Below are 19,628 nucleotides of genomic sequence, written 5' to 3'. Positions count from 1 at the left end.
CTAGGCTTCCTTGGCGCTGCGCAGCGCCGGCGGGTTGTCCTTGAGCTGGCGGGCACGCAGGTTGTGCGGGTCGAGCTGCTGCAGGATCGCCAGCTGCCCGGCCGTGGGCATGGCCGTGGTCGGGATCTGCGCCGGCAGGGCCAGGTCGAAGCTGGTGTTGTCCAGCACCTGCGCCAGCTCCACGCCCGGATGCAGTGAGCGAACGCGCATCTGGTGCTGCGGGCCGCCGAAGTCGAGCACGCAGAGGTCGGTGACGATCAGGCGGATGTCGATGTCGTCCAGCGACCAGCCACGTGCCAGGCGCGCCGGGTTGTAGCCGACCGAGGCGACCATGTCGACCTCGCCTTCGACGAATACCCGACGGCTGTGCGACGGCACGAAGAAGGAGTTGGCGTGGCTGATGGAGTTACCCGGGAAGCCGCGCACGCCGAGCATCTGCGCCTTGGGCTTGGCGTAGTCGCCGATGCAGGAAATGTTGGCCTGGCCGAAGCGGTCGATCTGGGTCGGGCCGACCAGCGCATGGCGACGGCCGCCCCAGACGTTGTCGAAGATGCGCGAGAAGCCCATCCAGCTGTCGAACTTCGGCACGTAGCCGTTGCGGGCGCCCAGCGGTACCGGCTCGGCGACCATGAAGGCCTCGGAATCGGTCATCAGCAGGTCCGGGTTGCTGGTCAGCATGGCCAGGGATGCGGCCAGGCGCGGGACCACGCCGATGCCGGTGGCGAGCACTTCGCCGTCGTCACGCCAGCATTCGCTGGCGGCGCAGATCAACAGCTCGGCGAGGCTGCAGGAAGCGGTTGCGTCAGTCATGGTCAGAACACCGGCAGGGGCAGCTTGCGGAGCGACTCGAGCCCACCGACCTTTTCCAGGTAGGCGGCTTCGCCGTCGCGGATGAATTCGTCGTAGTAGCGCTGCCAGCCGTCCTCTTCCTGGACGGAGGCGTTGTAGCGCTGGAAGTGCGGCACGTCGAAGCCGTACAGCGGGGCGCAGGAACTGGGGTGAGCGCCACCGGGGACGTGGACCACGCCGTCGGTGAGGTTGCGCTCCCAGAACACGCTGCGCGCCGCCTGCGGGTTGGCGTGGAAGTGCGCGGACTCCACCAGCTCGTCGCAGCTGACGAAGGTCTTCGCCGCGGCGCGGACGAACAGGTCGTCCATGTAGTGGTCCGGTCCGTCGATCTGGCACACGCCACGGGCGTCGGCACGGTCGACGTGGACCAGCGCCGCGTCCAGCTTCAGCGCCGGCATGGCGACCCAGTCGCGGCCGTCGGCGTAGGGCGAGGCGACCAGCTTGATCTGCGGGTTGTGCTTGAGCACGTCGGTGCCCAGGCCCACGGCGGTGGGAATGAACGGCACGTTCATCGCCGCGGCGCGCAGGCCCAGCAGCATCATGCCCTCGTCGATTTCCATCACGTCCAGCTCACCGGCCTGGCGGGCCTTGCGGAAGTAGGGTTCGAGCGGGATGAAGTCCAGCGAGACGAAGGCGAACACCAGTTTCTTCACCTTGCCGGCGGCACAGAGCATGCCGACGTCGGCGCCGCCGTAGGCGACGATGGTGAGGTCCTTGAGGTCCGACCGAACGATCTCGCGGATCAGGGCCATGGGTTTGCGGCGCGGGCCCCAGCCACCGATACCGATGGTCATGCCGTCGCGCAGCTGGGCGACCATTTCGGCCGCCGTCATGCGTTTATCCATGTTGCGCTCCTTACTGGCGACCGACGCTGAAGTCGTGGCCCCAATGGCTGACCACGGTGCTTTCGAAAGGCGTGTGCGCCTCCCAGTCCACTTCCAGGCCGCCGTGGCCGTATTCGATGTCAAAGCCGCCGGGGCTCTGCATATAGAACGAGACCATGTGGTCGTTGGTGTGCTTGCCGAGGGTGGCCGAGAGCTTCACGCCGTTGGCGTGCATGCGGTCCAGGGCGCGGCCCACGTCGTCGAGGGAGGCGGTTTCCAGCATCATGTGCACGCAGCCGCTGGGGATCGGGCACTCGAAGATCGCCAGGGAATGGTGGCGGGCGTTGTTGCAGTGCATGAAGTGGATGCGCTTCTCCGGCTCCTGCGGATCGGGGGTGAAACGCACCTTCATCAGGTCGGAGAGGCCGAAGCCCATCACCTGCTCGTAGAAATCGCGGCAGCGCTCGAAGGCCGGCGCCGGCAGCACCACGTGGCCCATGCCCATGGAGCCGGTGACGAAGCCGCTGACACCCGCCGGGGAGACGAACGGACGGAAGTCCTGGCACGGACCCCAGAACAGCTCGTGGCGGTTGCCGTCCGGATCGCGGAACAGCGCCAGCTCCTGGACCTTGCGCACCGCACAGTCGGCGGCACTGCCACGGACAACCTCGACATCGGCCCGGGCCAGCTCGGCGATGGCCTGCTCGAAGGCGGCCTTGCCGGCCACTTCCCAGCCGCTGGCACCGTAGCCGTCGCGCCCATCCTGCAGCACCAGCACGCGGTAGTGACGCTCGTCCATCTTCAGGTACAGCGCACCTTCTGGCGCGGCGTCGTCCACCATCATGCCCAGCACGTCGCTGGCGTAGCTGCGCCAGCGCGAAAGATCGCTGGCCAGGACGGTCACGTAGCCCAGTCCTCGGATATCCATGGGTGCTCTCCTCATCGTTATTGCCGCTCCGCCTGGCGGAATGGCTGGTGATGAGGATTCAAACAGCGCGGGCAAAGCCGAACATCGTCCAATGGGACTAGCGCTAAAGGGGCATGGCGCGGGCGCTGCAGGGCAAACGGGGTACCTGAACGGGCAGGTCGCTGCCTAGGCCGAACGGACGATTTGCCGGACGCGGGCGGCACCGATACTCCGCCCACGACAATAAAGGACGGGCACTGCACAGATGACCCTTTCCACCCCCGACAGCCAGACGCTCTGCGCCAGCGCCGGCCTCGACGCCGCCGCCCTGGGCGAACTGCTCCACCTGGTCTACCGCGGCCCGCAGGAGAGCACGCCCTGGGCGAGCCTGCTGGAACACCTGCGCCAGCGCTGCGGCGCCAGCTACTTCACCCTGGTGCTGCGCAACCCCGCGCAGCAACGGCCGGGGCTGATCGTCAACGCCTCGGTGCACGGCCCGCACCTACCGGGCGAGCCGTCGTACAGCGAGCACTACTACGCCATTTGCCCCTTCCTCGACTGGCCCGTGGGCCAGGTCGCCAGCGCCGACCAGGTGATCGGCACCGACGCCTGGCTGGCGCATGACTTCTACCGCCAGTACCTGGCGCCGCTGGACCTGCGCTACGTGCTGGTCGCCCACATGCGCACGCCGGGCGGCATGCATTGCGCGCTGTTCGCCTGCCGTGGGCCGGACGGAGAGGACTTCAACGAAGCGGAACGGGCCCTGGTGCGGCTGCTGCTGCCGCACCTGCAACAGGCGGTGGACCTGCATTCGACGGTCGACCAGCTGGAATCCGAGCGCCGTCTCTACGCCCTGACCATCGACCGCCTGCTGGTGGGCACCGCGATCCTCGACACCCAGGGCCGGCTGATGCGCTGCAACGACGCGGCGCAACGCCTGCTCGACAGCCGCGACGGCCTGGAGTGCCGGCAGGAACGCCTGCACGCCTTCGGCCGCCAGGACAACCGCAACCTGCAGACCGCCATCCAGGCGCTGCTGCAGCGGCGGGAAAACGTCGACGATGTGGAAGTCCTGGCGCTGTCCCGGCCCAGCGGCGGCATGCCGTTGAACCTGCTGCTGCGGCCCCTGGCGCTGAACCACGAAAGCCACGGCGACGCCCGCCAGCCGGCAGTGGCGGTGTTCATCCGCAACCCGGCCGACTCCCCCCGCGCCTCGCGCACCCTGCTGCGCAGCCTGTTCCAGCTGACCCGCACGGAAACCGAAGTGGCGATGCAGATGATGGACGGCCTGACCCTGGACGAAACTGCCGACGCCCTGGGCGTCTCGCGCAACACCGTGCGCGCCCACCTGCGCGGCGTGTTCGCCAAGACCGGCGTGACACGGCAGGCGGAGCTGGTGAAGACGCTGCTCAATAGTGTGGCGTCGTTGGCGTAAGGGATGGATCAATCCGAGGGACCGGGCGACCCACCGGTCCTACAGGGTGGCGGCAAGCACCTGCGCCTTCCGGTCTGCACAAATTCCGCCGCGATGGATTTCGCGGACAAGGTCCGCTCCTACCGGATGGCTCTGCGCTCGGATCGGCCCTCACCCTAGCCCTCTCCCAGAGGGAGAGGGGACCGTCAGGTGAAGGCTGCAATCACAGCGTCAGCCGGCACAATCTCCCCCCTCTCCCTCGGGAGAGGGCTGGGGTGAGGGGAAACACAAGCACAGACTTTCGGGAAAAAGACAGTTGCTCCTACGGGAGCCCATCACGCTCATTGTTCTGGCTTTAGCTCTTGAAGACTTCCAGAGAAACCTCCGCGCACTCCGGACGCCCCTTCAGGAGGCCGAGTGGAATCGGAGTTTCAGGGGTTGAGCGGCATGGATGCCGCGAGAGTCGCGATGGGCCAGGGATGGCCCTTCGTGGGGGGACGCCTAGTTCGGGCCCCTGAAACTTCGATGGAGCGAGGGAACCCCGGCGAAGCCGGGGCCGGATGATGGGGCAAAGACCTTTGGTTACTTTCTGTCGTTTGAGAAAGTAACTCGCCCGAGGGGGCGAAACAGAAGACATCCGAGCACGCCGAAGCGGCGCAGGAACACCAGACAAGACGGCGGATAACGCTTGAAGCGTTATTCGCCCTACGTAAAGCCAGAGCATCGCGGACGAAGTCCGCTCCTACGGGGAGGGTACGGCAATCAGACCGACAACCCCTCCGGCACATTGAACGCGTAGCTCTTCTCCTCACTGCGCCGCTCGATACGCCACCCTTCGGCGGTCCGCCGATAGCGATCGTGATACCAGAGCCCGAGGAAGAAGGTCTGCCGCGTACCATCGGCCAGGTCCACCTGCATCGGGTTGAAGCAGAGGATGCGGCCGCTGGCCTGGTCGCCCTCCAGCTGGATGGCGACGTTCGAAATCATGTGCTGATAGGCCGGGAAATTGCCCAGCGCCTCGCGCAGCCAGTCCTTCATCGCCGGGTAATGCCCATCGACGCCGCCCATGGCGCGGTAGTCGATGTAGGCATCGGTGCTGAACACCCGGTCCAATGCATCGAAGTCGCGACTGTCGATGGCCGTGGAATAGTCGACCGCCAGTTGCTGGATCTCCAGCCGATCCGAAATTTCCTGCAGGGACAGCATGTCACCCTCCTCCGAGCTCAATCACGACCTGAGCGATACCCCCGGAGCAGCGGCGTACAACCGCGGACGGTTGTACGCCCTACGCCGAGGTTGAGCATTGTGTAGGGCGTATAACGCTCCGCGTTATACGCCGATTGACCTGGGCAATGCCCCGCTCGGGGTCGAGCCGGAAACCATCACCCAGCCCGACCACGACACAGGAGACAGCCTCAGCCGAACGTCGCGCCCGCCAGCATGCCGCCGTCGACCACGAACTCGGCGCCGGTGCAGTAGCTGGACTCGTCGCTGGCGAGGAACAGCACCAGCCGGGCCACTTCCTCCGGCTGGCCGATGCGCGGAATCGGCAGGCCGCTGTAGAAGGCCGAGGCGTCGATATCGGCCATCTCCGGCGGACGCGCCATGGGCGTGTCGATGCCGCCTGGATGCACCGAGTTGACGCGGATGCCGTAGCGCCCCAGCTCCAGCGCGGCGGACTTGGTCATGCCGCGCACGGCGAACTTGCTGGCGACGTAGGCGCTGCCGCCGGCCACGCCTTCCATGCCCGCCGTCGAGGAGAGGTTGACGATGGAGCCGCCTCCGGCGCGCTTGAGCGCCGGCACAACGGCCTTCATGCCCAGCCAGCAGCCCACCTGGTTGACCTCGATGACCTTGCGGTAACTCTCCAGCGAGCACTCTTCCAGCGGCGCCAGCAGCAGGATGCCGGCGTTGTTGACCAGCACGTCGAGCCGGCCGAAGTGCGCTTCCGCCACCCGTACCGCCGCGTTCCACTGCTCCGCCGAGGTCACGTCCAGGTGCTGGTAGAGCGCGGCGTCACCCAGCTCGTCGGCCAGGCGCGCGCCCTCCTCATCCAGCAGATCGGCGATCACCACCCGGCCGCCCTGTTCGACGAACAGGCGCGCTTCCGCCGCGCCCTGCCCGCGCGCGGCGCCGGTGATCAGGGCTACCTTTCCATCCAGTCGCTTCATGCACTTGCCTCCTCAGCGGCCTGCCCGGCCAGTTGCGGATAGTCAGCCAGCAGACGGCTGGCCAGTTCGTCCAGTTGCGTGTCGTCGAGATGATTGATGCCGGCCGAGCGGGCCCGCCCGCCACCGGTGGGGAAACCACGGCAGAAGGCGTCCGCCGCCAATTCCGCGCCCGCCGGTACGCGCAGGCTGAACAGCCAGCCGCCCTCGGCCTTGGCGCTGAGCAGGCCGACGGCCCGCTGCGGCTCGCGGCTCGCCAGCCGGTTGGCCAGCACCCCGCTCACCCGCCGCGCCCAGGCCTCCGCCGGCAGGCGGTAGAGCAACGCGCCCGGCCCCTGGCGCCAGGGGCTCTGGCCCTGGGCCGCCGCCATGTCGGCGGCATGGGCCGCGCGCAGGGTGGTGAAGCTGGGGCTGTCGCGGATGAACTCCAGCGGGTCCGCATAGGGCAGCAGCTCGGCGGCCAGCACCAGGGGATCGAAGTGCAGGTCCGCCAGGCTCTCGCCGTAGGCGTTGTAGTTCAGCAGCAGGCCCAGTTCCTCCAGCGCCGCCATGTCGTCGGCGGCCAGGCCATGCCGTTGCGCCAGGGCGCGCGCCGGGCCGGCCAGACCGTCGCCGAAGGCCGCCGCCACCGCCCAGCGGTGGAAGCGGCCGTCGAGGTAACGGTCGACCAGGATGCTGGTGCAAACGTCGGCGGCGGTATCGATGAAGGACTCGAAGGCCGCATGCGTCAGCAGCTCGCCAGCGTGGTGGTGGTCGAAGTAGCGCAGGGCGGCACCGGCTTCCAGCAGGCGCCGGGTGTCGTCGTGGTTCTGCGCGTGGGAGATGTCCAGCACCGTGACCCGCTCGCCGGCCCCGGCCTGCACCCGGCGCAGCAGGTCGATGTCGCGCTTCACCCCGCTGACCAGCTTCACGTCCGCCTCCAGCTCGCCGGCCAGGCGTAGCTGTTGCAGGGCGCAGAGGCCGTCGGCGTCGCCGTTGAAGGCGCAGTGGTCGATCAGGCTCATGTCCGCTCCTCAGCCCATCAGCTCGCCGCCATTGGCGTCGAGCTGCGCGCCGTTGATCGCGCTGGCGTAGTCCGAGGCGAGGAACAGCGCCGCACGGGCACATTCCTCGTCCGTGCGCATGCGCCCACCGGGAATGCCGGCGCTGAACTCGGCGCGCACCTGCTCCTCGCTGACGCCACGGGCGGCGGCGGTCTGGCGCACCACCGCCTGCACCGGCTCGCCCCACATCCAGCCGCAGGCCACGGCGTTGACGCGCAGGCCGTGCACGGCCTGCTCGCTCGCCAGGTAGCGCACCGACGCCGCCAGCGCGGCCTTGGACGCCGAGTACGCGGCGCCGCCCTGGTAGGGCTTGCGCACGCCGAGGGTATTGATCATGACGATGGCGCCGGCGCGCTGCGCCTGCATCGCCGGCAGCACCGCGCGGCTCATGTTCAGCGAACCCAGCAGGTTGACCTCCAGGGCCTCGCGCAGCGGGTCGTTGTCGCCCTCTTCCACGGCCTGGAAACCGCCATGGGAGAAGGCGCTGTTGATCAGCGCGTCGATGCGTCCGAAGCGCGCCACCGTGGCCTGGGCGAAGTCGTTGCAGGCGGCGGGATCGGTGATGTCGGTGGGCAGGCGCAGCACCTCGCAGCCGGGGGCGATGGCGTGGATGCGTTCCTCGGCCTCGACCAGCCGCGCTTCGCTGCGCGCGCCGATGGCCAGGGCGCGCGCGCCTTCGCGGGCGGCTTCCAGGGCCAGCTTGATGCCCAGCCCCGGACCTATGCCGGAAATCATCACAACCTTGTCTTTCAGCAGCATGGGGAATCTCTCCTGTGTTGGGCGGCTCAGGCCTGGATGTGCCGGCGGCGGTAGTCGGCGTAGTCGCGCGCGAGGGTGGCCTCGTCGAGGCCGAACTGCTCGGCGCTGTACTGGTGGGCGGCGCGCTTCTCGCGGCCGTTGTCGGCCAGCCAGCGCTGCATGGCGGCGCGGCTGTCCGGGGTCAGGTCGAGGCCGGCGAAGGCATAGATGCGCTCGACCACGCCCAGCGGGTCGCTCACGGTGTCCTCGAAGCGCACGTCGAGGAAGCGGCCGGCCGGCAGGTCGTCACGCACCTGCATGGTGTGGCGCAGGGCGCGGGCCATGCGCTGGTTCCACTGGCCACCGACGGCGCGGGCATCCACCTGCTCGCTGTAGAGCTGCCAGAGGGTATGGACGAAGCTGGCCAGGGACGGGATGGTCTTGCCCGGGTCGCGGTGGGTCAGCACCACCTGGGCACGGGGGAACACCTCGAACAGCAGTTCGACGGTGTGCAGGTGCTGCGGGCTCTTCAGCAGCCAGCGGCGCCCCGGCGCGATGCCCCGGCGCACCTGCTGCCACTGCAGGAACTGCAGGGTCTTCTTCAGGTAGCGGTAGACCTGGGCCTGGTCCTGGCGGTCGAGCCAGGCGGTGTAGCTCGGCACGTTGACGTAGGAGTCCATGGCGCAGAGGAAGGAATGCTCCATGAGCATGAATTCCTCGTCCGGCTGTTCGGCGTCCAGCGGGTGGATGGCCAGCAGCTGCGGCAGGAACTCGATCATCCCCGCCACTTCCATACGCGCCCTTTCGATGCGCTGGCTCGGCTGCTCGACCGCCTCGCCCGGCAGCGGTGCCGGGTAGCGGGTTTCCCACCACTGCGCCTTGCTGAACTGCGGGTCCACCGCCAGGGTGCGCTGCAGCAGCGTGGTGCCGGTGCGCGGCAGGCCGACGATCACCAGCGGATCGTCGATGGGCTGTCCGAGGATTTCCGGGTGGCGCTTGCAGTAATCCTCCAGCACCAGGCGGTTGCCCAACTGCGCCAGCAGCTTCTCGCGCAGCAGCGCGCGGCCCTGGGCGGAGAGTCTGGCCTCGTCGCGCAGGGCGATGGCGAGCACGTCCAGCGCCTCGCGGAAGTCGCCCTCGCCGAAGTCATCGAGACCACCGTTGCGGGCGCTGGCTTCGGCCAGCAGGGTGTTAGCGGAAAAATCGTCCATCACGGCAGGTCCTTGAGTTCGGCGAGCTTGAGCACGCGGGTGGTGGGCTGCACCGGCTGCTTCGCGCCAACCCAGCGCAGACAGAGGGTGCCGATGGGATGGCCGGCGGTTTCCAGCCAGTTGGGCAAGCCCGGATCGCGGGCGCTGAGGACCATGCGCACGCCGCCCTTCCCGTCCAGCTGCGCCGAATGCTTGTTCAGGCAGATGCGGTGGTAGCGGTAGTCCAGCGACTCCATCCAGTAGTTGTTGATCTGCAGGTTCCAGAAGTCGCACTGCGGCACCCGGTCCACCTCGATCACCAGGGCCTCGTCGTCGGCCAGCGCCCAGTAGGAGTGGTAGTAGATGATGTTCGGGTCGCCGCCGACCGACTGGCACAGCGCCTGGTCCGCCAGCGGCAGTTCGTTGGCATGGGCCTGGTAGCCCTGGGCCCAGTCGGCGAACAGCCGCGCGGTGCCTTCGACGAAGGAGGCGGCGCGGGTCAGTCCCTGCTGCAGGCGCTGCGGGGTCAGGGGCTCCGGCGCCTGGGCGCCGTCCAGCCGCTCGATGCGCAGTTGCGCCGGTTGCTCGGCGGAGCGGTCAAGGAAGGTCTGACGCACCACCAGGGCGTTGCTCGCGGCCTCCATCGGCAGCCAGTTGCCAAGGGCCGGGCGGTGCTGGCTGAGGATGATCTCGAAGTTGCCGTCGGCGTCGATCTCCAGCTGGCTGGCGTCGATGAAACCAGTCTGGATCATCTTGCCGTCGGTCTCGTAGCCACCCTTCTGGGTGCCGAAGCTCAGGTAGGACACGCTGCCCCGGCTGCCGCTGACGCGGTACTGGTGCTCGCCGTTGAGACGGGCGTAGCGGTACAGGTTGTCCGGGTTGTCGGCGCCGATCTTCGCCGTCTCGTGGGAGGGCGTGATGAAGCCGGGGAAGTCCGGGTCGGCGAACTCCAGGTGCATTTCCAGGGCGATGCGCAGCAGGCGGGTCAGGTAGCGGAAGCCTTCGGCGCGGGTCTGCCCGTCGGCGGGAGCCTCGGCGCGGAGTATCTGTTCGCCGCTGCGGCGCAGTTGTTCGCAGAAAAGGTTCCAGCTTTCGCCGCTGATGACTTCGTGTTCGATCCTGTTGGTGGGCATTTCGGTCTCCTCCAGTGGGCCTGTAAAGACCTTAGGGAGGAGCGACATTCGGATTCTTCGTCCGAGCGGACGAGGAGCGCGAAGACGCTTGCGCCGAGTATCGACCCTGACGCGTCGCGCGGTGCGATGCGCACGTCTGGAGGAAGACTCCCATGAGCACAGAGAAAAATCTGGTGCGCTCCCTGAGCGTGGAGATCGCAGCGCCCGCCGAGCTGGTCTGGTCGATCCTGATTGACCTGCCGAACTATCCGCAATGGAACCCCTACACCGTCAAGGTGGAATCGAGCCTGCGCCTGGGCGAGCCGGTCAACCTGTTCCTGCCCAATCCGGCGCAGCCCGGCGAACTGATCCATGTGGTCGAGCATCTGGCGGACTTCGAGCCGCACCGCCTGCTCGCCTGGGAAATGATCGCCAGCGCCGACAACCCGGACGCCGCGCGCCGCGAGCAGATCATCGAAGCCAACGGCCCGGACAGCTGCCGCTACCACACCACCGACCAGTTCCTCGGCCCCACCGCCGATCAGGTGATGGCCAACCACGGCCCGTGGGTCAAGCAGGGCTTCGACGCCGTTGCCCTGGCGCTCAAGGCGCGTGCCGAGGCATTGGTCGCGATACCCGCCTGATTCTGGCCGTCGCGGTTTTTTTCGTCCGCTCGGACGAAGAACCCGCGACGGTGCATTACCTACCGTGGTGCCACGCCGGCCCCGAGGACGGCAAGACACGAGGAGGTAAGTGATGTTGAGTCATCTGCAACGGCTGGAAGCGGAAAGCATCCAGATCATCCGCGAAGTGGTCGCCGAGTGTGAGAACCCGGTGATGCTTTACTCCATCGGCAAGGACAGCGCGGTGATGCTGCACCTGGCGATGAAGGCCTTCGCCCCGGGCAAGCCGCCCTTCCCCCTGCTGCACGTGGACACCACCTGGAAATTCCGCGAGATGATCGACTTCCGCGATCAGACCGCCAAACGCCTGGGCCTGGAGCTGCTGGTGCACATCAACCCCGAGGGTGTGGAGCGCGGCATCAACCCCTTCGAGCACGGTTCGGCGCTGCACACCGACATCTGGAAGACCCAGGGCCTGAAGCAAGCGCTGGACCACCATGGGTTCGACGCGGCCTTCGGCGGCGCGCGCCGCGACGAGGAGAAATCGCGGGCCAAGGAGCGGGTGTTCTCGATCCGTTCCGAGCAGCACCGCTGGGACCCCAAGCAGCAGCGTCCGGAACTCTGGAGCCTGTACAACACCCGCAAGCGCAAGGGTGAAAGCCTGCGGGTATTCCCGCTGTCGAACTGGACCGAGCTGGACATCTGGCAATACATTTTCCTGGAGCAGATCCCCATCGTGCCGCTGTATTTCGCCAAGGAGCGCCCGGTGGTGCGCCGCGACGGCACCCTGATCATGGTCGACGACGAACGCCTGCCGCTGCGCGACGGGGAAGCCCCGGAGCTGCGCAAGGTGCGCTTCCGCACCCTGGGCTGCTACCCGCTCACCGGCGCCATCGACAGCGACGCCGACGACCTGCCGGCGATCATCCAGGAGATGCTCGTCAGCCGCACCTCCGAACGCCAGGGCCGCCTGATCGACAGCGACTCGGCCGGCTCCATGGAGAAGAAGAAACAAGAGGGGTACTTCTGATGAACGCCATCACCCAATCGGCACGCGACGACCTCACCGCCTACCTGGCCCAGCAACAGCACAAGCAACTGCTGCGCTTCATCACCTGCGGCAGCGTCGACGACGGCAAGAGCACCCTGATCGGCCGCCTGCTCTACGAATCCAAGGTGCTGTTCGAAGACCAGCTCGGCCAGCTGGAGGCCGACTCGAAGAAGCTCGGTACCCAGGGCGAGGAGCTGGATTTCGCCCTGCTGGTGGACGGCCTGGCCGCCGAGCGCGAACAGGGCATCACCATCGACGTGGCCTACCGCTTCTTCGCCACCGACAAGCGCAAGTTCATCGTCGCCGACACCCCCGGCCACGAGCAGTACACCCGCAACATGGTGACCGGCGCCTCCACCGCCGACCTCGCGGTGATCCTGGTGGACGCCCGCCAGGGCCTGCTGGTGCAGACCCGCCGGCACAGCTACCTGGTGTCCCTGCTGGGCATCCGCAAGGTGGTGCTGGCGATCAACAAGCTCGACCTGATGGACTACTCGCAGGACGTCTTCGAGCGCATCGAACGTGACTACCGCGCCTTCGCCGCGCAGATCGGCCTCGACGACATCCAGTGCATCCCGCTCTCGGCGCTGCGCGGCGACAACATGCTCGAACCCAGCCCGAACACCCCCTGGTACCAGGGACCGAGTCTGCTGCAGTACCTGGAGAGCGTGCCGCTGGAAGAATCGCGGCAGAGCCAGGCGGCGTTCCGCCTGCCGGTGCAATGGGTGAACCGGCCGAACCTGGACTTCCGGGGCTTCAGCGGCAACATCGCCGCCGGCAGCATCCGCGTCGGCGAGCGCATTCGCGTGCTGCCTTCCGGCCAGCAGAGCACGGTCAGCGGCATCCTCGGTACCGCCGGCCAGCAGGACGAAGCGGTCTGCGGCCAGGCGGTGACCCTGACCCTGGAAGGCGAGATCGACATCAGCCGCGGCGACCTGCTCACCCTGGCCGACGCCCCGGCGGAAGTGGCCGACCAGTTCGAAGCTACCCTGGTATGGATGGACCAGGACGCCCTGCTCCCCGGCCGCCCCTACCTGATGAAGATCGGCACCCGCACCGTCGGCATGAGCTGCACCAGCCTCAAGCACCGGGTCGACGTGAACACTCTCGAGCACCTGGCCGCGCGCACCCTGGAGCTGAACGAGATCGGCGTGTGCAACCTCAACCTGGACCGCCCGATCGCCTTCGATGCCTACGCCGACAACCGCGACACCGGCGGCTTCATCGTCATCGACCGGCTGAGCAACCGCACCGTTGGCGCCGGCATGCTGCACTTCGCCCTGCGCCGCGCGCAGAACGTGCACTGGCAGGCCATCGACGTGAACCGCGAGGCCCACGCCGCGCTCAAGGGCCAGACGCCACGGGTGCTGTGGTTCACCGGGCTGTCCGGCGCCGGCAAGTCGACCATCGCCAACCTGGTGGAACGCAAGCTGCACGCCCTCGGCCGGCACACCTACCTGCTCGACGGCGACAACGTCCGCCACGGCCTGAACCGCGACCTGGGCTTCACCGAGGCCGATCGCGTGGAAAACATCCGCCGCGTAGCCGAGGTGGCGAAGCTGATGCTCGATGCCGGGTTGATCACCCTGGTCTCCTTCATCTCGCCGTTCCGCGCCGAACGCGACATGGCGCGCAACCTGGCTGGCGAAGGCAACTTCCTGGAGATCTTCGTCGACACGCCGCTGAGCCTGGCCGAGGAGCGCGACCCCAAAGGCCTGTACCAGAAGGCCCGGCGCGGCGAGCTAAAGAACTTCACCGGCATCGACTCGCCGTACGAGGCGCCGCTGAGTCCGGAGATTCGCATCGATACCCGCCATGAATCGGCGGAGGCGGCTGCGGAGCGGATCGTGGAGATCCTGCTGATGGGTTGATACGAGCGGTAAGGCACCAAGGCCCGCCCCCTCACCGGGGCGGGCCTTGGTTTTTCGTAGGAGCAACTGTCTTCATACCGGGTTATTCCCTGCCAGCGCTTCCCCCTCACCCCAGCCCTCTCCCTCAGGGAGAGGGAGCCGTCCGTGCCAACTGACACTTCGGTTTCATCCTGCACCGAACGGTCCCCTCTCCCGCTTGCGGGAGAGGGTTAGGGTGAGGGGCTTTTGATCTTGTAGGAGCGGACTTCGTCCGCGATCCGGCCGCAAGGCCGGCCACAACGACTGTCCCGGCTTCGCCTGGATTTCGCGGAGAAGCTCCGCATACCGAACGTTGGGCGTATAACCGTTCGCGGTTATACGCCGTTTCACCCGCCCCATCGCCAACGCCGTGGCCCATCCCGGATCCATTCCGAAACCCGAGCAAACCGGCCACCAAGGCCAGTCGGCGTATAACGCGGAGCGTTATACGCCCCACGCAACCGACGGGACTCTGCGCACGCCTGCAACTTTGGCGGCTTCATGCTGGACTGCTCTTCGTAGGATGGTGTGGAGCGAAGCGATACCCATCACGGCGGATAGCGTTCGCGCCGGACTGCTCTTCGTAGGAGCGAGCTTGCTCGCGAACAGAGTTATCCGGTCACATCGGTATTGGGCGGTTCGCGAGCAAGCTCGCTCCTACAGGGTCGCGACAAACACCGGCGCTTTCCTGTCCGCACAGATTCCGCCGCGAGGGATTTCGCGGACAAGGTCCGCTCCTACGGAAGAGCGCAGCTCCGCTCTGGCTTTAAAGACTTCCAGAGAAATATCCGCGCACTCCGATCGCCCCTTCAGGAGGCCGAGTGGAATCGGAGTTTCAGGGGTTGAGCGGCATGGATGCCGCGAGAGCGTCGTTGGGCCATGGATGGCCCGTCGACGCGCGCCCCTGAAACTCCGATGGAGCGAGGGGAGTCCCGCGAAGCGGGACCCGGATGGTGGGGCAAGACCTTTTGGTTCCTTTTGGGGCGTTTGCCAAAAGGGACTCGCCCGAGGGGGCGAAACAAAATCTATCAGCACACACCGAAGCGGCGCAGAAACACCCAAAGCCAAATCGGCGAATAACGCCTTAGGCGTTATTCGCCCTACGAAAAGAAAAAGCATCGCGGACGAAGTCCGCTCCTACGAGGGGCTTTCCAATCCCCGATTGCATCCACCAACCACCAGGCAAAAAAAAGCCCCGCAGGTAGATTTCCCCACGGGGCATGACCAGCCAAAGGATTCGGTTGTATCAGCTCGCCGCCAGCTCCCGCAGGGCGGCCTTGGTGACCTTGCCGGCGGCGTTCAGCGGCAGCGCGTCGAGCAGCATGGCGCGGCGCGGGGCCTTGTAGTTGGCCATGCGTTCGCGGCACCAGGCGAGGAACGCGTCGAGGTCGATGGACTGCCCGGCCGCCGGCAGCAGGAAGGCCATGGCCACCTCCCCCAGGCGCTCGTCGGGGATGCCGATCACCGCTGCCTGGGCCACGCCCGGGTAGCAGAGGATGGCCTGCTCGATCTCCGCCGGGTACACGTTGAAGCCGCCGTTGATGAACATGTCCTTGAGACGGTCGGTGATGCGCAGGTAGCCGCGCTCATCCAGCACGCCGACGTCACCGGTGTGCAGCCAGCCTTCGGCGTCGATGGCTTCGGCGGTCGCCTCGGGGTTGCCGAAGTAGCCCTGCATCAGGTTGTAGCCACGCACCACCACTTCCCCCGGCTCGCCGGCCGGGACGCTGCGACCCTCGGCGTCCACGCAGCGCACCTCCACTTCGGGGAAGGCGCGACCGCTGGTGGTGGCGATGGTTTCGGCATCGTCGCCGGGACGGCAGATGGTGACGAAGCCGCAGGTCTCGGTCAGGCCGTAGGCGGTGACGATGGTCTCGAAGCCCAGTTCGCTGCGCATGCGCCGGACCATTTCCACCGGCACCGAGGCGGCGCCGGTGACGGCCACGCGCAGCGAGCCCAGGTCATAGGCGCCGCGATCGGGATGCGCCAGCAGCGACTGGTACAGCGTCGGCGGGCCGGGCAGCACGGTTACGCGCTCGGCGGCCACCCGTTCGAGCAGCACGTTCACGTCGAACACCGCCTGCGGCAGGATGCAGCAGCCGCGCATCAGCGCCGCCAGCCAGCCGGCTTTGTAGCCGAAGCTGTGGAAGAAGGGATTGACGATCAGGTAGCGGTCGCCCTGGCGCAGGCCGACCATTTCGCTCCAGTCGCGCACCAGGCGCAGGTTCTGCCCGTGGGCGGTCATCACGCCCTTGGGCTTGCCGGTGGTGCCGGAGGTGAACAGCAGGTCGCACAGGTCGTCGCTGCCGACCGCCGCCTGGCGCTCGTCCAGCTGCGTCTCGGGCACGCCATCGGCCAGGGCCAGGAACTCGTCCCAGCCCAGCGCGCCAGCACGCTCGCCGCGCAGGATCACCCGCTGGCGCAGCGCCGGCAGGTCCTCGCCGGCCAGCAGCGCCGGGTAATCGTTGCCGAGGAAGTCGCCGATGACGAACAGCAGGCTGGCGCCGCTCTCACGCAGCACCAGGCCGGCCTCGGCGCCCTTCATGCGGGTATTCAGCGGCACCAGCACGGCGCCCACGCTGTGCAGCGCGGTGGCCGCGACTATCCATTCCCAGTGGTTCGGCGCCCACACCGCGACCCGCTCGCCATGGCCGATGCCCAGTGCCAGCAACGCGCGGGCGGCACGCCGGCGCCACTGGTCGAGTTCGCGGTAATTCAGGCGGACGTCGCCGTCCTCGATGGCCGCTTGCTCGCCATAGGCGATCGCCGTGGCGCTCAGCAGCTGGGGAATGGTCAGGGCGGATTGCGGGCTGGTCATGGCAGGAAAAACTCACGAACGAAAACCGAAGAAGGGCCGGCGCAGCGCCGGCCCGTTGCCGCTTGGGCGCCTGTTTACGATCTCGCGAGCTAGAGCAGAACAAGGCAAAAACAGACGAGGAAGCGGAGTTTACGAGCTGTAAATGAGCATTCCGAGTCTGTTTTTAACGCAGTTCTGCCGACGCGCAGCAGATCGTAGGCAGGCGCTCTCAGTCTTGCGGCGGAGCGAAACGCCGGCCGGCGGAGAAGCCACCGTCGACGGCGATCATCTGCCCGCTGACGAAGGACGCATCGTCCGAGGCGAGGAACAGCGCGGCCTTGGCCACCTCTTCCGGCTGGCCGGCGCGGCTGAGCATGTGCTGCGAGGCGAAGAAGGCGTGGAAGGCGGCCTGTTCGCGCACCATCTGGGTCATGGGGGTTTCGATCAGGCCCGGGCAGAGGCCGTTGACGCGCACGTTGGCATGGCCGTAGTCGATGGCCATGGAGCGGGTCAGCTGGTTGATGCCACCTTTGGCGACGTTGTAGGCGACGTTACCGTCGCAGCCCTGCAGGCCGAAGATCGAGCCGATGTTGATGATCGAGCCGCTGCGCTGGGCGACCATCTGGCCCACGGCGTGCTTGCTGGTGAGCATGCTGCCGGTGAGGTTGATGTCGAGCACGCGCTGCCACTCGCGGGTGGACGAATCGGTGACGCTGCCACGGCTGGCGACGCCGGCGGCGTTGACCAGCACGTCGAGGCGGCCATGGCGCGAAACGACTTCGCCCATCACCTGCTCGACGTTGCTCTCGTTGCTCACGTCCAGGGCCATGAACAGGCCGGGGAAATCGGCGGGGGCGGTGCCCACGTCCAGGCCCACCACTTGTGCGCCTTCTTCCGCGAAGCAGCGCGCACACGCCAGGCCGATGCCCGATGCCGCGCCCGTGATCACCGCGACCTTGCCTTGCAGTCGATTCATTGCATACCTCTGGTCTTGTTGTTCTGAGGGTGTCCTGCGGCGGAAGTCTAATCAGCCGCCGGGAGATGGTGATCGTCCATTGAGACTAGCCAGACGGCAAGCCCGGAAAGCGTTCGAGCCCACCGGCGCCTGGCGGCGCCTCGGACCGAGGCCCGCGCCCACCTCAACCCGCTACGCCGAACCAGCTCTTGACCACGCGAAAATCCGCCGGGATGGGCGTCGTGACGTTGTCGAGCACGCGGCGGTAGCCGGTCGACAGGATCAGCCAGGCGCCATCGCGCTTGACGTATTCGTCCTGGTAGAACGCCGTGCCCTGCACGATCCAGTCGTTATCCAGATCGATCACCTGGTCTTCCAGGTACCACACGCCACGGGCGCGATCAGGCGCGAGCAGCTCGATCTCGGGATGGTGGCCCTGGTGCTTCGACAACAGGGTCGGACGATCCATCATCCCTTTCAGCCCGGCGATGAAAGCGTCGCGGCCGACGAACGCGTAAGCGCCGCTGTCCAGCTGGGTGGTGACGTCCTCGGCGAGGCAGGTGGCGAACAGCGCCCAGTCATGGGTGTCGATGGCACGGAAGTAACGGTACTTCAGCTGGCGGATCTGCTCGATCTCAAGAAGGACTTCGACGGACTCGACCATTTGTTTGGCTCCGGCGGTGGGGGGAGCACGAGCCTGTCAGCGCACCTACCGCCGTTCATCGTCCAAGGGGACTAGCCCTAGTCCGATCGGCCGATTTCCACCACCCCGAAGGATGCAAGTCTGCCCTTCCCTGCCTCATCGCAGGTCCTGCCAGGAGGCTCGCTGCCGCTCCATCCGCGAAGCGCGGGTGATCACGGGCAACGCCGCCTCCTTACAACAAGAATAAGGAGAAATCACGCATGAACATGCTGCAAGGCAAGGTGGCGCTGGTCACCGGTGGTGGTCAGGGCGTCGGCCAGGGCATCGCCTTCGCCCTCGCCGCCGAGGGTGCCAGGGTCGCCGTGGCGGGCCGTACCCGCGCCACGCTGGAACAGACCGTGGAAGAAATCCGCCAGCGCGGTGGCGAAGCGCTCGCGGTGGAGTGCGACGTGATGAGTGCAAGCGATCTCGAGCGTAGCGTGGCCGAGGTGGTGGAGGCTTTCGGCAGCCTCGACATCCTGGTCAACAACGCGCAGATCGTGCCGCTGGGACGCATCCTTGATGTCAGCGACGATGAATTCATGAAGGGCATCGACTCGGGCCCGATGGCTACGCTGCGCCTGATGCGCGCCTGCTACCCCCATCTCAAGGGCAATGGCTCGATCGTCAACCTGGCCTCCTCCGCCGCCGTGCGCTGGGATGCCTCCGGCTACGGTCACTACGCCGCGACCAAGGAAGCCATCCGCTCCCTGAGCCGCGCGGCCGCCTGCGAATGGGGCGTGGACGGCATCCGCGTCAACGTCATCGCTCCCCATGCGCTGTCGCCGGGACTGCGGGGCTGGGTGGACGCCCATCCGGCAGAGGCCGAGGCGTTCTTCCAGAGCATTCCGCTGCGGCGCGTCGGCGACTGCGAAGCCGACATCGGCCGCACCGTGGCCTTCCTGGTCAGCGACAACGCCCGCTACCTGACCGGCGCCACCATCCCGCTGGATGGCGGCCAAGCCTACTGGGGTTGAACAAGGAGCTTTTCATGCAACGTCTGGAAAACAAGATTGCCATCATCACCGGAGGCGCCCGCGGTATGGGCGCCGAAACCGCGCGCCTGTTCGTCGCCGAAGGCGCCCGCGTGGTCATCGCCGACCTCCTCGAACAGGAAGGCGCGGCCCTGGCCGCCGAACTGGGCGAAGCGGCCAGCTTCCAGCGCCTGGACGTGAGCTGCGAGGAAAACTGGCAGCGCGTGGTACAGGCCACCCTGGAGCGTCACGGGCGAATCGACGTGCTGGTGAACAACGCCGCCGTGCTGGTGTTCGGCGCCATCGAGCAACTGTCCAAGGCGGAGTTCGAGCGGGCGCTGTCGATCAACCTGACCGGCACCTTCCTCGGCATCCACAGCGTGGCGCCGATCATGCGCGAACAAGGCCGTGG

At 67.1% G+C, this 19,628-nt stretch carries 18 protein-coding genes; 6 read left to right on the top strand and 12 right to left on the bottom strand.

From position 1 onward, the window contains the following. The 3 genes from J5M67_RS17365 to J5M67_RS17355 are packed head-to-tail and all read right to left on the bottom strand — an operon-like array spanning position 1 to position 2,601. A complete protein-coding gene (locus J5M67_RS17365; protein ID WP_207886580.1) occupies positions 1–810 on the bottom strand; it encodes a CoA-transferase subunit beta in 810 nt (269 codons plus the stop codon). A gap of 2 nt (positions 811–812) precedes the next feature. Further along, entirely contained in the window at positions 813–1,694 is an 882-nt protein-coding gene (locus J5M67_RS17360) for a CoA transferase subunit A (RefSeq protein WP_207886579.1), read from the bottom strand. A gap of 10 nt (positions 1,695–1,704) precedes the next feature. Continuing rightward, positions 1,705–2,601 carry a VOC family protein gene (locus tag J5M67_RS17355; RefSeq protein WP_207886578.1) on the bottom strand — a complete coding sequence of 299 codons (897 nt, stop codon included), beginning with the start codon at positions 2,599–2,601 and terminating at the stop codon, positions 1,705–1,707. 244 nt (positions 2,602–2,845) lie between these two features. Between J5M67_RS17355 and J5M67_RS17350 the strand changes: the two genes are divergently transcribed. Beyond that, entirely contained in the window at positions 2,846–4,015 is a 1,170-nt protein-coding gene (locus J5M67_RS17350; protein WP_207886577.1) for a helix-turn-helix transcriptional regulator, read from the top strand. Between the two features lie 741 nt (positions 4,016–4,756). On the opposite strand, the gene J5M67_RS17345 is transcribed toward J5M67_RS17350, so the two are convergent. The 6 genes from J5M67_RS17345 to J5M67_RS17320 all read right to left on the bottom strand — a co-directional run bounded on the left by J5M67_RS17345 (position 4,757) and on the right by J5M67_RS17320 (position 10,266). After that, positions 4,757–5,200: a nuclear transport factor 2 family protein gene (locus tag J5M67_RS17345; RefSeq protein WP_207886576.1), complete on the bottom strand. Its 444-nt coding sequence runs from the start codon at positions 5,198–5,200 to the stop codon at positions 4,757–4,759. Between the two features lie 209 nt (positions 5,201–5,409). Continuing rightward, on the bottom strand, positions 5,410–6,165 hold the full coding sequence (locus tag J5M67_RS17340; RefSeq protein WP_207886575.1) for a glucose 1-dehydrogenase: 756 nt from the start codon (positions 6,163–6,165) through the stop codon (positions 5,410–5,412). After that, on the bottom strand, positions 6,162–7,166 hold the full coding sequence (locus J5M67_RS17335; RefSeq protein ID WP_207886574.1) for an acetyltransferase: 1,005 nt from the start codon (positions 7,164–7,166) through the stop codon (positions 6,162–6,164). Before J5M67_RS17335 ends, J5M67_RS17340 begins: the two co-directional genes overlap by 4 nt. A 9-nt stretch (positions 7,167–7,175) precedes the next feature. After that, on the bottom strand, positions 7,176–7,964 hold the full coding sequence (locus J5M67_RS17330; RefSeq protein WP_207886573.1) for an SDR family oxidoreductase: 789 nt from the start codon (positions 7,962–7,964) through the stop codon (positions 7,176–7,178). Between the two features lie 26 nt (positions 7,965–7,990). Continuing rightward, a complete protein-coding gene (locus tag J5M67_RS17325) occupies positions 7,991–9,154 on the bottom strand; it encodes a sulfotransferase (RefSeq protein ID WP_207886572.1) in 1,164 nt (387 codons plus the stop codon). Further along, complete coding sequence (locus J5M67_RS17320; protein ID WP_207886571.1) at positions 9,154–10,266, bottom strand: DUF1214 domain-containing protein; 1,113 nt, start codon at positions 10,264–10,266, stop codon at positions 9,154–9,156. Before J5M67_RS17320 ends, J5M67_RS17325 begins: the two co-directional genes overlap by 1 nt. Positions 10,267–10,418: 152 nt before the next feature. On the opposite strand from J5M67_RS17320, the gene J5M67_RS17315 reads away from it, so the two are divergent. From J5M67_RS17315 to cysN, 3 genes are all read left to right on the top strand, one after another. Beyond that, on the top strand, positions 10,419–10,889 hold the full coding sequence (locus J5M67_RS17315) for an SRPBCC domain-containing protein (protein WP_207886570.1): 471 nt from the start codon (positions 10,419–10,421) through the stop codon (positions 10,887–10,889). A gap of 112 nt (positions 10,890–11,001) precedes the next feature. Continuing rightward, the gene (gene cysD / locus J5M67_RS17310; RefSeq protein WP_207886569.1) at positions 11,002–11,898 is read left to right on the top strand and encodes a sulfate adenylyltransferase subunit CysD; all 897 of its coding nucleotides are present in this window, start codon (positions 11,002–11,004) and stop codon (positions 11,896–11,898) included. Beyond that, positions 11,898–13,790, top strand: a complete 1,893-nt coding sequence (gene cysN, locus J5M67_RS17305; protein WP_207886568.1) for a sulfate adenylyltransferase subunit CysN — start codon at positions 11,898–11,900, stop codon at positions 13,788–13,790. Before cysD ends, cysN begins: the two co-directional genes overlap by 1 nt. A 1,264-nt stretch (positions 13,791–15,054) precedes the next feature. On the opposite strand, the gene J5M67_RS17300 is transcribed toward cysN, so the two are convergent. The 3 genes from J5M67_RS17300 to J5M67_RS17290 all read right to left on the bottom strand — a co-directional run bounded on the left by J5M67_RS17300 (position 15,055) and on the right by J5M67_RS17290 (position 18,224). Beyond that, positions 15,055–16,626, bottom strand: coding sequence for a FadD3 family acyl-CoA ligase (locus J5M67_RS17300; protein WP_207886567.1), 1,572 nt, complete (start codon positions 16,624–16,626; stop codon positions 15,055–15,057). A 208-nt stretch (positions 16,627–16,834) separates the two neighbouring features. Beyond that, complete coding sequence (locus J5M67_RS17295) at positions 16,835–17,581, bottom strand: SDR family NAD(P)-dependent oxidoreductase (protein WP_207886566.1); 747 nt, start codon at positions 17,579–17,581, stop codon at positions 16,835–16,837. A 163-nt stretch (positions 17,582–17,744) separates the two neighbouring features. Further along, positions 17,745–18,224 carry a nuclear transport factor 2 family protein gene (locus tag J5M67_RS17290; protein ID WP_207886565.1) on the bottom strand — a complete coding sequence of 160 codons (480 nt, stop codon included), beginning with the start codon at positions 18,222–18,224 and terminating at the stop codon, positions 17,745–17,747. A gap of 239 nt (positions 18,225–18,463) precedes the next feature. Here J5M67_RS17290 and J5M67_RS17285 point away from each other — a divergent pair, with 239 nt between their 5' ends. Together J5M67_RS17285 and J5M67_RS17280 are read left to right on the top strand one after the other, a co-directional pair. Next, positions 18,464–19,219 carry an SDR family NAD(P)-dependent oxidoreductase gene (locus J5M67_RS17285; protein WP_207886564.1) on the top strand — a complete coding sequence of 252 codons (756 nt, stop codon included), beginning with the start codon at positions 18,464–18,466 and terminating at the stop codon, positions 19,217–19,219. A 14-nt stretch (positions 19,220–19,233) separates the two neighbouring features. Then, a partial coding sequence (locus J5M67_RS17280; RefSeq protein WP_207886563.1) for an SDR family NAD(P)-dependent oxidoreductase occupies positions 19,234–19,628 on the top strand: 395 nt, incomplete at its 3' end.

Origin of the sequence: Pseudomonas sp. 30_B (assembly GCF_017491605.1) — a bacterium.
GTDB lineage: Bacteria > Pseudomonadota > Gammaproteobacteria > Pseudomonadales > Pseudomonadaceae > Pseudomonas.
The sequence above is the reverse complement of the archived record's forward strand: the minus strand, read 5'-3'. Positions and strand labels throughout refer to the sequence as shown.